Annotated in this window: 11 protein-coding genes; 5 read left to right on the top strand and 6 right to left on the bottom strand. The window is 70.3% G+C overall.

From position 1 onward, the window contains the following. Positions 1-5: 5 nt before the first annotated feature. The 6 genes from AC27IY_RS41390 to AC27IY_RS41365 form a co-directional block, all read right to left on the bottom strand. Positions 6-2,537: a fibronectin type III domain-containing protein gene (locus AC27IY_RS41390; RefSeq protein WP_487181337.1), complete on the bottom strand. Its 2,532-nt coding sequence runs from the start codon at positions 2,535-2,537 to the stop codon at positions 6-8. A gap of 102 nt (positions 2,538-2,639) precedes the next feature. Beyond that, positions 2,640-4,643: a fibronectin type III domain-containing protein gene (locus AC27IY_RS41385; RefSeq protein WP_487181336.1), complete on the bottom strand. Its 2,004-nt coding sequence runs from the start codon at positions 4,641-4,643 to the stop codon at positions 2,640-2,642. Positions 4,644-4,705: 62 nt separating this feature from the next. Further along, positions 4,706-5,173, bottom strand: a complete 468-nt coding sequence (locus AC27IY_RS41380; protein WP_487181335.1) for a hypothetical protein — start codon at positions 5,171-5,173, stop codon at positions 4,706-4,708. A 3-nt stretch (positions 5,174-5,176) separates the two neighbouring features. Then, positions 5,177-5,659, bottom strand: a complete 483-nt coding sequence (locus tag AC27IY_RS41375) for a hypothetical protein (protein ID WP_487181334.1) — start codon at positions 5,657-5,659, stop codon at positions 5,177-5,179. A 70-nt stretch (positions 5,660-5,729) separates the two neighbouring features. Next, complete coding sequence (locus AC27IY_RS41370) at positions 5,730-7,949, bottom strand: fibronectin type III domain-containing protein (RefSeq protein WP_487181333.1); 2,220 nt, start codon at positions 7,947-7,949, stop codon at positions 5,730-5,732. A gap of 69 nt (positions 7,950-8,018) precedes the next feature. Beyond that, the gene (locus tag AC27IY_RS41365) at positions 8,019-13,037 is read right to left on the bottom strand and encodes a coiled-coil domain-containing protein (RefSeq protein ID WP_487181332.1); all 5,019 of its coding nucleotides are present in this window, start codon (positions 13,035-13,037) and stop codon (positions 8,019-8,021) included. Positions 13,038-13,195: 158 nt separating this feature from the next. On the opposite strand from AC27IY_RS41365, the gene AC27IY_RS41360 reads away from it, so the two are divergent. From AC27IY_RS41360 to AC27IY_RS41340, 5 genes are all read left to right on the top strand, one after another. Then, a complete protein-coding gene (locus AC27IY_RS41360) occupies positions 13,196-13,840 on the top strand; it encodes a hypothetical protein (RefSeq protein WP_487181331.1) in 645 nt (214 codons plus the stop codon). A gap of 156 nt (positions 13,841-13,996) precedes the next feature. Further along, entirely contained in the window at positions 13,997-14,347 is a 351-nt protein-coding gene (locus tag AC27IY_RS41355) for a hypothetical protein (RefSeq protein ID WP_487181330.1), read from the top strand. Next, a complete protein-coding gene (locus AC27IY_RS41350) occupies positions 14,347-14,694 on the top strand; it encodes a hypothetical protein (protein ID WP_487181329.1) in 348 nt (115 codons plus the stop codon). Before AC27IY_RS41355 ends, AC27IY_RS41350 begins: the two co-directional genes overlap by 1 nt. A gap of 10 nt (positions 14,695-14,704) precedes the next feature. Further along, positions 14,705-15,424, top strand: coding sequence for a hypothetical protein (locus AC27IY_RS41345; RefSeq protein WP_487181328.1), 720 nt, complete (start codon positions 14,705-14,707; stop codon positions 15,422-15,424). Then, positions 15,421-16,428, top strand: coding sequence for a carbohydrate binding domain-containing protein (locus AC27IY_RS41340; RefSeq protein WP_487181327.1), 1,008 nt, complete (start codon positions 15,421-15,423; stop codon positions 16,426-16,428). Before AC27IY_RS41345 ends, AC27IY_RS41340 begins: the two co-directional genes overlap by 4 nt. The last annotated feature ends 25 nt before the right edge of the window (positions 16,429-16,453 follow it).

Below are 16,453 nucleotides of genomic sequence, written 5' to 3'. Positions count from 1 at the left end.
TCTCCTCAGTCCGCGGCGACGGTGTGTTCGCCGGTCATCACGGTCACTAGCTCGCCCTCATCGCTGTCCGGCTGGACCTTCAGGCTGACGATCTTCATAGGCCGGTCCAAGCCCGGCGAGCCATCCGGCAGCGCCGGATACAGGTGGTCGGTCACCACCACGCGCGCCATGCCGCCCAGCTCCCACTGCCACCACCTCACGTCCGGCGTGATCGCAAGGTCGAATTCAAAGAGCTGCTTGGCGCCGCCGGCGGCGTCCGACGCGCGCTTCGTCTCCGCGTCCAGCGCGGCCTGGCTCGTCAGCCCGTCGAACGTGTGCGCCTCCTCGATGAGCGGCCACCCCTCCGCGAGCAGGTCCGTGCGGGTGACGCTCGACAGGAGCACCCCGCCGTCCGGGATGCGCAGTTGCCCCCACGTCTTCGTGGCGAGCCCGCGCCGCGTAGACCTTCGGAACCTCCTGACCGAACCGGGGAACTCGAGGGTCAAGCCGGTGTCCGGCGGCTCGTCGCGGTTGATGCGGCGCAAGATGAACCGGGGCCGGTCGTTGACCGCGTCCCATCCCGGCTTCACCCACCAGTCGAATCCGCCCGGCGCGGCGGCCACCTCGCCGGCCTTGTCGAGGATGGTCGAGAAGTCCTCGCTGCGGTACTCCCGATCGACGGGGGCGCCGGTGCCCTGCACGCCCTCGTAGGTGAGCCACCGCCGGTCGGCCTCGGCCGACGCGTGTTCGAGCAGCCACGTCATCTCGGTGTCGGCCATCGTCCCCGTGCGGGGGCCGGTGAACGCCACGTACCGGTGGCCGTAGATAGCGATGCATTCCTCGGCGCTGATCTTCAGCACGCCGGATTCGCTGTCGTAGTCCTGCGGGTCCACGACTCTGCCGCCCCACACGAGCTGTTCGCCCCGGTAGACGAGGATCATGGTCCGTTCAGGCCTTGTCGCCGCGGCGATCCGCCCGATTGTGTACGCGGCGTCGTACAGCGGGATGTCCGCCGCGAGGGTGCCGGTGCCGCCGAGCGTGATCTCGAAGGAGACGTTCTGGAGCGGCAGCGAGTCGAGCGGCAGGTGCGAGTCCCAGTCGTACAGGACGTACTCGTACGGCGGCGCCGCCCCGGACAGGTCCTGAAGGGTGGTGGCCTGAAGCATCGTCCGGGCGGATCGGTTGCCGAGCTCGTCCGTCGCGTCGACGCCGACCGAGTAAGTGACGCCCGGCGTGAGCCCGGTGAAGGTGTAGACCCTGGACGGCACCTCGGCCACGCGCAGGCCGCCCAGGTAGGCGCCATACCCGGTGACGCCGACGTTGTCGTCGGTGCTCGCGTTCCACGTGAGCGTGATCGCCGTCTTGGACGTGGCGACCACGTTGACCGCGCCCGGCAGCGTCGGCGGCGTGGTGTCGGCCTGCGCCTTCACTGTCCGCGTCCCCTTCGCCGACCGGTTGCCCAGCAGGTCGAGCGCGTCCACCGCCACCGTGTAGACCGCGCCGGCCGTCAGCCCGCTGAAGGTGTAGGTGCGGCCGGCCTGCTCGGCCTTCTTCGCGCCGTTGAGGTAGACGCCGTACGACACCACCGCGGACTGATCGAACGGGGTGTCCCACCCGATCGTGATCCGGCCCGCCCCCAGGTCGGTCACCTTGATGACGGGCGGGACCGGCGGCGTGGTGTCGTTGATCGGCGTGACGACCAGTTCGGACTTCTCCGACCGGTTGCCCTCGTAGTCGTAGGCGTCCACCTGGATCGTCACCGACACGCCGGGCGTCAGCCCGGAGAACGTGGCCGTCCGCGAGGAGGTGTTGCCGCGCGCGATGCCGTTCAGGTACGTCGTGTAGCCCGCCACCCCGGAGCTGTCGTCGCTGGAGGCGTCCCACGCCACCGTCACGCTGGACGGGGTCATGCCGGTCAGGCGCAGGTTCCCTGGCGCCGAGGGCGGCGTCTCGTCCGGGTCCGGGCCGAAAGTCGCGGCCGCCCACGCATAGTTCGGCGTGTCGGACGGCAGGCCGGTGATCAACTTGTGCGACCATGACACCGCATCGGACACGAATTCGTCAACGGCCGTGGTCGAGAAGACGCGTTTGATCGCGCCGTCGTTCCAGTCCCGGGTCACGTAACCCTTGTGGCTGTAGCCGGACGGCCACGAATGCACCGACGTGTCGTTGCCCAGCACGTAGGCGGCCGCGCCGACGAGCGACACGCACCCGTCCGGCAGGTCCGACACGCTGTGGTAGGCCGACCCCGATGTGAGCCCGGTGCTGGAGCCGTAGTAGTGGTCCGCGTTGGACAGCTCGAACATCCAGATGGCGATCCGGTCCGTCGAGTCGCTGACATTGACGGTGACGGACGAGTCGCTTCCGAAGCTGATCTTGCTGAGCAGGCGGATCGGAAAGGTGTGCCGCGTCCACTCGTGCTCCTCGTAGCTGCCGGAGATCGAGTTCACGCCGGCGTAGCTGGAAACGAACAAGACGATGCGGTTGCCGTAGCCGACGCTGCCGAACGAGTAGGTGTGTGAAGTCGATGGCGACTGCGTGCTGTACGGCAGTGCCATCCGAACCAATCCCATACCGCCGCCCCCCGATGGCCGATGTGGGTAGATGCGCGGCGGATCATCCCGAATCGGGGGGTTAGCGTCGCCTCAGCTCCGGCAGGGTCACACCCAGGCGTCAAATGCCTCCACCACCAGCCGTGGAGTGCCCTGGACGCCCTCGACCGGCTGACCGGCCAACGTGAGCGTGTTGACGCCGGGCAGCAGCATGAACCACGCCGGCAGGTGCGCCACGGCGCTGCGCCCGGGTCGAGGATCCGGGTAGATCTCCGGCGGCACGTACGCCCACACCTGCCTGGTGGCCAGGTCGAACGACAGGCTGTACTGCGGGTTCGAGGGCAGGCTGGAGCCCGTCATGGCCCGCATCACCGTGCCCGACTCCTGGTGCGTGATCGTCCAGTCCTTGATCGGCCCGTACAGCCTCATGCGGGCCGGGATCTGCGGGTACGTGCCCGCCATCGTCAGCGTCAGCGACGCCTCGCCCGGCAGCGCCCCCACGACCGCCGTCGCCGACACGGGCGCCACCGCGTAGCGGCGCGGATCGCCCGACTTTACGGTGAACGACCACCGGAACGCCATCGACCCGGCATCCTGCGGCGGCGGCATGTCGCTCAACCGCACCCGCGCCTGCAGCGTGTGCAGGGCGTCCTCGACCCTGAGCACGCCGATCTCCCGCGGCTCCAGCATCGCGAGGAACCGCTGCTTGGCCTCCCGCATCGCTCCCCGCGACGGCGCGACCGCCACCCCGGACAAGGTCACCACCCGGGACGCGTACTGGCCGGCGCCCGCCCACGCCCCATCGACGCCGCCAAGCGGGGACGAGCGCGGCCGCACATCCGGCGTCGAGGACCAGCCCTGAGCGGACTCCACCACCCAGTCCACGCCCCACGCATCCCGGACGTTGCCCGCCCACGAGCCCACCCGGTAGACGGGCGACTCGATCGCCGAGTACGGGACCGGCGTCGTGCCCACCCGCACGGCGTTGTCGGCCGACTCCTGGCCGAGCGCGTCGAGCGCGACCACCCGCACCCCGTAACCGACACCGGCCGTCAGCCCGGTGATCGTGTGCCGCCGCGTGACCGGCCCATCCACCGTGTAATCCATGCCGGGCGTCGAATGCACGCCCTGCCCGTCGAGGTCGATCCGGTAGCCGACCACCCCGAAGTCGTCGCTCGACTGCGTCCACGCGACGGTGATCGACTCCTCGGCCGCCTCCACCGTCAACTCCGGCGGCGTGGGCGGGGTGTCATCGAGCGTCCGCACCACCAGCTCGGCCGGCTCGCGCGAGCGCTGCCCGATCGCGTCGATCGCCCACACGCCCACCGCGTAGTCGGTGTTCTCCACCAGGCCCTCGAACGACATGGTCCGCTCGGCCCGATTACTGGCCACCTTGTCGCCGTTGAGGAAGACGTCATAGCCGGTGACCGGGTCCTCGTCGGCGGCCTCATCCCACGCCACCGAGAACGCGGTGTAGTCGACGTCAGTGGCGCGCAGGTTCGGCGGCGTCGAGGGCGGCGCGTCCGGCGCGGTACGGACTTCAAGGACTGCCCGCGCCGACCGGTTGCCGGTCGGGTCGGCCGCGTCCACCTCCACCAGGTAGGCGTGATCCGCGACCAGACTGGTGAACGTGACCGTGGTGGCCGTCTGGTCGCCGCCGTGTGGTTCGCCGTCCAGCCACACCCCGTACCCGGCCACGCTGACGTTGTCGCTCGCCGGCTGCCAGGCCACGGTCAGCGTGGTCCTGGTCCTGGCCGTCATCTCCAGCCCGGCCGGAACGGTGGGCGGGGTGACGTCCGGCGTCGTCACCTGGAGCTGCAGCCGGTCGGAGCGGCCATCGGCGGCGGCCGCGTCCACCTCAATCAGGTACGTCCGCCCCTCGACCAGGTCGGTGAACGTGTAGGTGGTGCCGGTCTGGTCGTCGCCCACCTTGGAGCCGTCGAGATAGACGCCGTACCCGAGCGCGCCCACCTCGGGCGGGGTCCACTCGACCGTCACCGAGTTCGGGCCCAGCGACGTCGCTCGGACGCTGAGCGGCCCCGGCGGCAGCGTCGAGACCGGAGGCGCCACGCGCCTGGCCGGAACCGGGTAGCCGCGGCCGTATCGAGCCATGGGCAGGTCACCTCACCATTCCGAGAGCGAAGGCCGGGGAGGGGGTGAGGGGTTGGAGGGGGTTAGAAGCGGGACGCCCGGGTCACCGCGGCCTGCCAGTTGGAGACCGGCTGCGGCGGCAGCACGTCGATGGTGAACGTCAAATTGTCGATGTACGCGGCGTCATCGCCCGCGGCCTGGCTGCCGTCCTTGACATAGCGGAACGTCAGCACCTGGCCGGGTGTCACCGCGAACTCGGGCGACTGCGTCCACGAACCCGCCCCAGAAGCGGCGACCTCGGTCTTCTCCGTGCCGGCGATGAGGAACCGGAACCAGTCGTAGCCGGACTCCGACGACACCCGGTACCAGAAGCGGACCGCGCTTCCCCCGGGCGGGACAGTCACCGTGCAGTCGGACGTGCCGTTGTCGTTGGTGGTGGGGGACTTGAAACAGCCCGCACCGGACTGCGGCGACGTGGTGGAGCGGGCCCAGTTGCCGCCGAACGTGACGACGTACGCGGTGTCGTTGAAGTCCTCGACAAGCTCAGCCATCGGTCAGTGGCCCTCGCGCCAGTACAGCTGCGCAGTCACATCCACCGCAGCCGCCGCGATGACGACGACCGCGAGCCAGCCGCCGGGCGCGACGATCACCTCGTCACCGAACGGGATGAACTCGCTGACGCCGGCCTGCGGGTGAATCCGCTGCCCGATCACGATGTCGCCCAGGGTCGGCTCCGTGGTCCAGGCGGCGGCCGGACCCTTAACGGCGGTGATGGTCGAGTCCGGGGTCGCCGGGTCCAGCTTCACGACGGGCACGGCGACGGGCACGGACGCGCCGCCGCCGCCCGCCGTGGTCTGGCGGGCCACCAGGGACCGGACGGGCTGCGCGGCGCTGTTGGTGCCCCGGTAGGAGATCCGGTAGCCGTAGACGGCGATCCGGTGACTACCGGGGTTGGCGATCGGGTTGGTGATCTGAAGGATGGTCTTCTGCGCGGTGCCGGACGCGACGTCGTCGGCGGACGCGGTGTACTTGGCCATTTATCCCCCCGAATGCTTGGTTCGGCGGGGAGTATGCCGATCAAGGCCGCTTACGTCGCTCTGGCGCTGGTCACCGCCACGAGTCCCACGCCTGGACCACCATGCGCGGCATCCCCGCCTCCCCCGGCACCGGATCCCCGGCCAGGACGAGCGTGTTCGGGCCGTTCTGCAGCGCGAACCGGGCAGGGAAGGAGCCGAGCAGGCCACGGCCGGGGCGCGGCTCCGGGTGCACGTCGGGCGGCACGTACGCGAGCACCACCCGCGTGGCCAGGTCGATGTCCAGGCTGTAGCGGGAATCCGCGAGCAACTGCGTGCCCGGCTTCGTCCGGATCACCAGCCCGCTCTCCCGGTGGGCGATGGTGAAGTCCCTGATGGGCCCCCACACGCGGATCTGCGCCGGGATCCACCGGTAGTCGCCCGCCATGTGGACGCTGACCGACGCCGACCCCGGCAGCGTCTCGATCTGCACTTCGTCGTAGATGGGGCGGACGGCCGTGCGGCGAGGGTTCGGCGCGAGCAGCGGCAGCACCCACGAGAACGCGGTCGAGCCCTCGTCGGTGATGTCGATCCCGCCGTTCAACCTGACCTGAACCTGCCTTGTCAGGTCGCCCTCCTGCACGCGCAGCGTGCCGAGCTGCCGCGGCGTCAGCGCCGCCTTGATCCGGTCCTGCGCGCCCAGCATGCCCACCCGCGAACGGGCGACCGCCTTCCCCGCGAGAGTGATCCGGCGAGGCCCGAAGCTCCCCGGCCCGGAGAACCCGCCGTCACCCGAGTCCGATTCGGCATCCAGCGGCGCCACCTCGGCCGTGGACGCCCACCCCTCCTCTTCCTCCACCACCCAATCGACGCCGTACGCGTCGCGCGCGTTACCCGTCCACCCCTCCAGCCGGTAGACCGGCGTCGCGTTCGGCGCCCAGTCCGCCGCCAGCGTCGACACCTGCCGTTCCACGATGGGGCCACGGCCGCCGCCGTCATCAACCGCGCGCACCCCGATCAGGTAGGTGCTGCCCGGGTTCAGGCCCTCCACCACGTAGCCGAGCGCCGCCGTCGCGCCGGTGACCGCCCCGTCCAGCAGCACCTCGTAGCGGGCGATGCCGAGGTCGTCGGTGGCGGGCTGCCAGGCCAGCGTCACCGACTCCACGCCCGGCGTCGCGGTCACGCCGGGAGGAGCGCCGGGCAGCGTGTCGGCGAGCGTGGTGAAGCCGATGGTGGAGATGGGGGAGCGGTTGCCGCTGGTGTCCACCGCGTCCACCCCGGCCGTGTAGGTGCGGCCCCGGCCGAGCCCCTCGAACAGGTGGGACAGCTCGGTCTGGTCGTCGCCGATCTTGCTGCCGTCGAGGTACAGGCCGTACCCGGCCAGGCCCACATCGTCGGTGGAGCCGTCCCACACCAGGGTGGCGGCGGTGTGCGCGAGGTCGAGCAGCCGCAGGTTCTCCGGAGCGGTGGGCGGCGCGAGGTCGGTCACAGCGAGCACGCTGATAGTGGAGCGCTGCGATCGGTTGCCGGCCGCGTCCCGGGCGTCCACGCCCAGCTCGTACGTGGTGCCCTTGGTCAAGCCGGTGAAGGTGTAGGTGCGGCCGGTCTGGTCGGCGCCGACCTTGGAGCCGTTCCGGTACAGGCCGTACGCGGTGACGCCGACGTCGTCGCTGGCCGGGCTCCACGCGATCGACGCCGTGGTGTCGGTGACGTCGGTGGCGTGCAGGCCGGGCGGCATCGTGGGCGGGTTCGGGTCGATCCGGCCGAACGCGGCCAACGCGATGCCGGTGTTGTAGGAGCCGCCCGTCGAGCTGGCCCGGTAGGTGACGCGGCCGGCGGCCGGCAGCCCGCCGGCGTACACCTGCCCCCGGACGACGGTGGTGGAGTACCCGCCCGCCGACGCGGCGGCGGTCAACCCGGATGGCGACCAGGAGGAGCCGGGGCTGCCGGGCGTGATGCGGCCCTCGGCGGCGATCACGTACCCCTGCGCGGCGGGCACCGTGACGGCCGTGCAGGTGACGGAACCGGTCGAACTGTAGCCGTCCGTCGCGTACAGCAGGTCGGGGCAGTCGTCGCGTTCCTCCGCGTACATGATGACCGCGTTGTCGCCGGAGAGGTCGAACACGCCGGCGTACGCCTCGGTGCCGTTGGCGATCTTGGACCACACTGCGACCTGGGCGTAGCCGAAGTTCTCCGCGACCTTCGCGTACGGCGTGTGTGTCGCCGACTCCTCGCCTGGGTCGTCCACACCGAACAGCGACACCGTCACGACGATCAGCCGGTTCCCCGCTTTCGGCGTCTGCGGGAACGACACCGAATAGAACGTGTTCCCCTCAGCGAGGCTGTAGCTCTGCCATAGACGACCCATACCTGTGCCCCCCGTCTACCGGACCAGCGCGCCGAGCCGCCGCGCCGCCTGGTTGCCGATCTGAACCTCGTCCTGGCCGGGCTGCGGGTAGACGTTCACCGTCGCCGACCCGCCGACCCCGGCCGTGCCCTGGGCGACCTGGCGGGCTCGCGGCGCCGACCGCGACGCCGCGTACAGGTCTGCCGCCGTGGTGCCGACGACGCCGCCGGACGCGAACCGCTGCAGGCGGCCCTGCCGGGCGGCGGTGTTGACGGCGTTGATCCACCCTGTGCCGAGCCAGCGGGCCGCTTCCGGGCGCAGCCACGCCTCACCGGGGCTGACGGCGGCGAGCATCGTGTCCCGGCCGGGGGAGTAGCCGGGCAGCACCCCGTACCCGCCGCCCGGGACGACACCGCCGAGCGCGAACGACAAAGCGGGCAGCGTGGGCAGCTTCAGCTTGCCCGCCACGCTGTTCCAGAGTTTCGCGATGCCGTTCGTGTAAACCGTGTCGATCACGGACTTGATCGGCCGGCGGATGCCCTCGGCCACGCCGGACCACGCCGTGCTGATCGACCCCTTGGCGTCGCCGAAGAACTTCTTCACCCGGTCGATGAAGCCGGACACGCCCGTTTCAGCCGGTTTAAGCCCTGATGTCGTGCTGTCGGTTACGCCCTTCCAGGTGGCCCTGGCCGACGCGGGCGCGTCCTTCTGCAGCTTGAGGAAGGCCAAGCCGCCGTCCTTGATGAAGGCGTCGATCTTGGCCTTGCTCGGCGGCAGACCTGCGGCCGCGTCCGACTGGATGGATCGCCACGCGTCTTGCAGTGCCTTGGGCGCCCCGGCCTTGAGCTCCAGGAACTTGGCGTTCCCGGTCTGGACGAAGGACGCGAACTTCTGCTGGGTGATCGGCAGACTCGCGGCCGCGTGGTTCTGGATGTCGGCGAGCATGCCGTGGACGGCGACCGGCGCATCCTTCTTCAGGTCCAGGAACTTCGCCCCGCCGGCCTGCACGAAGGCGTCGATCTTGGCCTGGCTGGGCGGCAGACCTGCGTTGATGTCCGCCTGGATGGCCGCCCAGGCGTCTTTCACATGCTGCGGCGCGGTCTGCTTGAGGGTCACGAATTTGGCGCTCGTCCCCGTGGTGAAGGCGCCGATCTTAGTGTTGAGGGCGGCCGAATATGTGTTCGACTGGCCGGTCAGTGACGTCCACATGTCGGCCCAGTTCTTCTTGACCGTCATGATCGCGGGCGCGAGCTTCTTGACCAGCTCCTCCGGGGAAGGGACCAGCCCGGCGGCCAGGCCCATCGGCCCGGACACGAGCGACCCAAGCGCGGCCGCCGTGGTGTTGCCGCCCGCACCCTTCACGGTGCCGTTGATCGCGCCATAAACGGCGCCCAGCAGCGACCCGATCGGCCCGACGACCGACCCGATCAACCCGCCGTCGATCGCGCCCTTCGCCGCGCCCGCGCCGGTCTTACCGAGATGCTCCTCAGCCTTGGCCACGACATCGTTAATCCAATCGCCGCCGAACATCGACGCCACGGCGAGGCCAACGCTCGCCGCGCCGACCCCGACCTTCGCGGCGGTGCCCGCCTTGCCCGTCTTGCCCGTCGTGGCCGGGGTGGGCGTGCCGGTCGTCCCGCCGGTCTTCTTGCCGGCCCCGGCAGAGGTGTCGAACAGGGCCGCCGGGTTGAGCTTGGTGAACCACGACGACGCATCGATCTTCTTCTTCGTGTCGAACACCGAGTCGGGGCGGACCTTCTGCATCCAGCCGCCGGGGTCGAGCTTCTTGTCGCCGATGTCCCCGACCAGCCCTTTCGGGTTCAGCTTGGACACCCACCCGGACGGGTTGATCTTTTCCCCGACCGCGCTGATCAGGTTCTTCGGGTTCAGCTTGGAGAACCACGACGACGTGTTGATCTGCCCGGTCGGCTTCGCGATCAAGCTGGTCGGGTTGACCTTCTTCAGTGACCCGGCCACGTCCACCTTGGACAGCGCGGTCTTGAGCTTCGTGCCGACGTCGCCGAGCTTGTCCAGGCCGAGCACGCCGGCCAGGCCGCCGAGCCCGACGCCGACCTTCCCGACCGACGTCTTCAGCCCGTCCAGCGCCTTGGACAGGACGCCGGTCTTCTTCGCCCCGCTGTCCGCCTTCTTGCCGGTGGCATCGACGTCGCTGCCGAGGCTGCGCGTCTTCTTCCCGGCCTCGTCGGCGGACCGGCCCACGCCGTCGTAGGCGTCGGCGAGCTGGTCGGCGTTCTTGGCCGCGTCCTTCGTCTTCTTCCCGCCGTCGCCGCCGAGGTCCACGTCGACGTCGGGGCCGCCGCCCTTCTTCCCCTTCTTGCCGCCGTCGTCATCGTCGTCGCTGCCGCCGAGCAGCTTGGACAGGCCGGTCAGCTTGGACAGGCCCTTGCCCGCCTTGCCGAGCAGCTTGATTCCCTTCGACAGCATCGACAGCTTCTTGATCAAGCCGCCGATGACGACGCTGACCAGGCCGAGCACGAAGATCCAGCCGAGGATGTCGCCCACGAACGGGATGTCGCTGATCTTGGTGAGCCACTGGACGACGCCGCGCAGGAACGCCAGGAAGTCCGTCAGCGTGCCGTCATCGACCACCGCCTCAGTGATCCGGCCCAGGAAGGTGGCGACGTCCTTGATCAGCCCGCCCGCCTCGCGCATCAGCGGAATGAGCTGGTCAAAGAAGCGCTTCAGCCGCTCCTGCGTCTCCGGCTGGTCGATCCACCGGTGGAACTCCTCGGCCGACTTGGCGAGGTCCTCCAGCATCGTCCCGCCAGCCTCCTGGCCAGGCCGGAACAGGCCGGCGATGGCGCCGCCGACGTTCTTGACGATCCGCCACAGCTTGGAGGCGGTCTCCCACGCCTCGCCGAAGTACCGCGCCAGCGACCCGTCATCGCGGACCCGCTTGGACCACGAGTCGAACCGTTCGGCCCCGTCGAGGATGAGGTCGGCGAACCGCTCGACGTACGGGAGCGCGACGACGATGATGTTGCGGATCCCGGACAGCGCCTTGACCCCGGCCCGCCCGAAGGTGCCGGTCGCCCGCGCGTTCGACGCCATGACCGCCGTGACGTCCTGGTTGAACCCCTTGTCGCCGAAGAGGGCGCCGAGCCCCTCCTTGGGGTCAGAGATCACCTTGCCGATCTCCTCGGCGGTCGCGACCAGCCCCTTGCGGATGGTCGTCAGCAGAGGCATCCCCTGCTTGACGGCCTTCTTCAGGGGCGGCGCGAGCGCGTCCTGCACGTCCCACTTGAGGTCCTTCAGGACGGGCCGGACCTCGCGGTGGATGAACAGGACAAGATCACGCATGAGCGGAGACAACTCGGCGAGCGCCTGCGCCGCCGGATCCACCCCACCGCCGCCGGTCTGGCCTGCGGTCTTGGCCGCCTTGCGGGCCTTCGCGAGCTCGGCCTCGGCGTCCTTCAGCCGTTCGACGGCCAACATCTGGTCCCACAAGGCTTCGCGAAGATCGCGAGCCGCCCTGACCTGGGCTTTCTGGGCCGCCTTGACGCCGTCCTGGGCTTCCTTCACGCCATCGATCGCCGAGGCGACGCCGCGCTGGGCGTCAGCGATGGCGCGAGCGCTGTCCACGGCCGATTTCGCCGCATCCTTGCGCGCCTGGCCGAGTTCGTACTCTGCATCCTTTTCGGCCTGGATTGAGGCGGCGAGGCGTTCCTTGGCCGCCTCGACCTCCTTGGAGCCCTCGACCCCGCGGGCGTCGGCCTCGGCCTTCTCCTCGGCGAGGTCCCCATTCCTCTCCTTGACCTCGTCGAGCCGGAGCAGCGCCTGACGGTAAGCAAGATCGGCCTCGCGTTTGTCCAGGTCAGACGCGAACGGATCCTTGGTGACCTTCTCCAGGCGTTCCTTGGCCCGCTCGATCGCGATCTTCGCGGACTCCTCATCGAGCGCCCCGCCACGCTCGGCCAGCGCAAGATCCTCAAGGCGTTCCTTGGCCTGCCGCCTGGCCTCGTTCAGGTCGTTCGTGGCCCGCGCGGTGGCGCGTGAAGCCTCGGCCACGCGGCGCTCGCTCATCTCGACGCGGCGAGCCGCCTGCTCCTGCCGGTCGGCCGCCGCGGCGACCGCGTCGCTCACCCTCTGACGTGCCTCGGCTACGCGATCAACGGCCTCACGGACGCGGGCCTCGGCCTGCTCGACCGCCTTGGCCGCCTCAACCGTGGCGTCGCGGGCGTCGCCGACCCGCTCGTTGGCCAGCATGCGGGCGTGAGCCGCGTCCCGGATGCTGCGTTCGGCGTTCTTGATCCTTTCGGCTGCCGCCTCGCGGGCCTGCGCCGACGCCGCCCCCGACGCCGCCGCCTGCTTGTCCGCCTGCGACAACGCGCCCAGCGCCGTACCGACCCCGGAGAAGCCGACCAGCAGCGTGGCGAGGCCCTGCGCGGCCGTCGTCACCAGGCCGGGCAGCACGCCGAGCACGCCAACCGCCTGAGCGCCGGCGGCGACGACCGCGCCGAGCCCGGACGCGAGCGCCGTCGCCCCGGCCGTCGCGAGCAGCAGCCCCGAACCGGCCGCCGCGACCTTCCCCAGGGTGGCGACGAGCGCGCCCGCCTGACGGGTGGCGGACTGGTCGAACTGGACCGGTATCCGGACCGGGCGCCGCTCGGTCTCCTGCCGGAACTTCTCGCCCTCCGACCGGGCGGGGGAGGTGTCCGCGCCGACCTCGACATCCGTCGCTGCGGCCCGCGCCGCCTGGTCGACGTCGGCCCGCAGTTGGGAGCGGTCAACCTCGGCCTGGAACCGGATCCGGACATCGGACCGGGCGACCCCGTCGAGGTCTCGGCGAAGCTGCGACCGGTCCACAGTCGCCTTCACTCGTACCTCGGCCTCACGCTCGGCCGCCCGCGCCGCCGCCTTCGCCTCGGTGGCGACCTGCCGCGCCTCGATCTCGGCCGCAAGCTTGGCCTTGACCGCTCTCGTGCGCTGGTCGATCTCCCGCTGAAGCTTGCCCTCGTCAACGGCCGACAGGTCGGCCACGACCTTGATGTCGATCCGACCGCCGTCGAGCCCCCCGCCAAGCTCGTCCGCCATCCGTCCTCACCCCCCGATGAGCCGCAGGGGAGGGTGACGTAAAAGGCCGCTAACGTCGCCCAGGGGGACGCAAGCGGCCTAACTGGACTTCCCGCGTGGGAAGCCAGGGGCTGGGCGAGCAGCGAGCGTACGATGCGCTGCAAGCACTGGAGGGGCCCATGACTTTGTACCTGCATCTGCCGGGCGACACCGGCAAACTGAAGCACCTCATCAGCCTGCCGGGCAGCGAGGTCTTACCCAGCGCGCCCGGCGGTCTCGACGAGGTTTCTCCCGACAGAGCGCTTATCTGTGTGCTGGACACGGGGCCGCGCGACGTGGCGGGGTACATCGTCTCGGAAGTCGACTTCGCCAACTGGACCCGTCCCGGCGACGACCGGCCGAAGACCTGGCTCCTCATGGACCGCCAGGTCGCTGACGGCCTGTGCCCCGAAGCGCCGAAGCGGCGCCAGCACTGGCAGTCCGGCCTGGAAGCCGACGCCGAAGCCGCCGCGCACCCCGACAACCTCATCCCCGTGGCGCGCACAAGCCGCAGCGGGATCGGTTTCAACATCGAACTGCTGCGCAGGTACGCGAAGGCCCTACGCGGCGAGCCACAGGGCGACAGAAGGGATGACCTCCTGACAGATGCCGGGGTACGGCGCATAGCCGCCACCGACCTCACTGCCCTCGCCGACGAACTGGAGAAATGGGCCGCGCACGACTGGATCGCCATCATCGACCTCGTCGGAGGGGAACGCGAGAATCTGGCGGGGCCGCTCCCTCCCTTCCCTGGTGCCGGCCCGAGCGAGAACCGACCAGCCTAGAAGAGGGCTGAGCCTCCGGCGCGACTAGTCGGAGGCTCACATCCCCCGCTAGCCGGGCCAGAGAGCGCACACAAGCTCGAATCGGACTTTCCGCGTGGGAAGTCCCTTTCAGCCGCCGCGGGGACGCTAGGGCGCCGTGCTGGCACCATCCGGCCCATGACGGCCGCGACCTTGGCCCTGCTGATCGAGCAGGGCGCCACGTTCGAGCACGAGCTAGCCCTGTCCGACGACTCAGGCACCGTCGTCCTGACCGGCTACACCGCCCGCATGGACATCCGGCCGTGCGCCGGATCCGCGACCCTGCTCCACCACCTCGACACCGCCGAGGGCGGGGAAATCGCCCTCGACGGCCCCGCCGGGCTCGTGCAGCTGCGCATCCCCGCCACCATCACCCGCGCGTTCACGTGGGAGCGCGCCGTCTACGACCTGCTGCTCACCTCCCCGGACGGCGACGACACCCGCCTCATCGAGGGGCCAGTCACGGTCAAGCCGGGGGTGACCACCTGATGGCCCTGCACGCCCCGATGATCGTCACCAGCACCGAGCAGCGCACGCACATTCATGTCCACCCCCGGCCGACCGTCGTTCAGGTCCGCACGCCCGGCGTGCAGGGCCCGCCAGGGCCGCAGGGGGAGCGCGGCCCGGCCGGACCCGGCGGCGGCGGCTTTCACACCCACGAGCAGACCGAACCCGCTCTCGTGTGGACCATCCCGCACGAACTCGGCCGCCGCCCCGCCGTGGCGGTCGAGGACGGCGACGGCAACGAGATCGACGCACACGTGTCCTGTCCGGACATCGCGACCGTCATTGTCACCCTTGGCGCGGCGACCGCCGGCCAAGCCCACCTCAGCTAAGGAGCCCAGCATGGCCGTGAAGAAGATGCTCGCCGGCGACTACGACTTCGGGCAGGGCAAGCTACTCAACGTCGGCGACGCCACCGCAGACACCGGCGTCCCCTCCTGGGGCCAGGTGAAGACCCTCGTCACCTCGGCGGTCTCGAACCTCGACTACAAGGGGTCGGTGCGGGTCGCCTCGACCGGCAATGTCTCGATCTCCTCGGCACCGGCCACGCTGGACGGGGTCACGCTGGCCGCGGGGAACCGGCTGCTGCTGAAGGACCAGACCGCGCAGGCCGAGAACGGCATCTACGTGTTCGCCTCGGCCGGGCAGCCGCTCGCCCGCGCCGTAGACGCGGACGCCGGGACCGAGGTGACCCCCGGCCTATGGGTCACCGTGGAGGAGGGCACCACCCACGCGGACACCGCGTGGTGGATCACCACGGACGGGCCCATCACGATCGGCACCACGGCGATCGTCTTCTCGCCATTCCCGCTCACCTCCGGCGGCGGCGACGGGCTCGCGAGCTACGACGCTGTCGGCCCCGCCACCGCGGGCAACACGTGGACGGTCAACCACGGCCTCGGCAGCACGGCCATCGTCGCCCAGGTGTGGGACGTGGCCACCGGCGAAGAGGTGGACGTCAAGAAGGTCGTCACCAACGCGAACACGCTGACCATCTCGGCCGGCGTGACGCTCGCCCAGAACGGATACCGCGTCGTCGTCTTCGCCAGGCCGGTCGGATGAGCCGCCACCTCTCCCCGCTGCACCTGGCCCAGCTCGACACCGACCCCGACCCGCCCCCGGCAGGGCACCTCGCCGTGTACGCCGGACAGGACGGCACGCTGCGCGGCATGAACCCCGCCGGCCGGCCCGCCCGGCTCGCCCCGTGGCGTACCAGCCGGGCCGACACCGACCTGCTGGTGCCACCGGACCAGTCGGGGACGCCCGCCCTGTCCTTGGACGTACAGCCCGGCCTGCACGAGATCCGTGCCTACCTGGTGGTGCGGCCGTACGAGGCCAACCGGGTGCTGATGGGCATGGACCTGGCCGGGCCTGCGACGAGTCTCCTGCACGCCACGACGACGGTGATCTACTCGCCCGACAACGAGACGGCATACACGTACGCGACGGCCGAGTACGGGCCGCTCACGCACCAGTGGATGTTCTGGATCATGTGGGGTGCTCCCGTCATCCAGCTCCGCGTGGACGGGGTGGTGGACGTGACCGAGGCGGGCACGCTCAGCCTGGCACCGACCGTCCAGCGCATGCGGTGGTCGTACGACATGAGTTGGCCCTACGACTGGAACACGAACGGCGGCGAACTCAACGCCGCCGAGACGCCAGCGCACAGCGAGGGAGGCTCCGCGCTTCTTACCGCGTCGGGCGAGGACGGGTGGGCGGAGCTGTGGCGGTCCGACACCTTCAGCGGCAGCACCTACCGGTACACGGCCTGGCTGTACTCGCCCGCAGGCTGGTCGAGCGCCGGACTGACAATCTACTGGTACGACGACAGCGGCTCACAGGTGGGGCAGGGGCAACTGATGGAGCCGATCCCGGCCGGCGAGTGGAAGCAGTACGTGATCGAGGGCCAGGCGCCGGAGAGCGCCAGCCGGGCCGAGGTGTACGTCAGCATGGCCGGGTCGCCTCCGGCCGGGACCGAGCTGTACGTCGATGACGTCGTGCTGGAGCAGATGTCCGGGCAACTCCAGGTGTCGGCCGGCTCCCTGCTCGCCGCCTCACCCATGTGAGCCCTGGGTTAAGGCCGTCGCTCGG

This window comes from Nonomuraea sp. B208 (assembly GCF_057536035.1).
The sequence above is the reverse complement of the archived record's forward strand: the minus strand, read 5'-3'. Positions and strand labels throughout refer to the sequence as shown.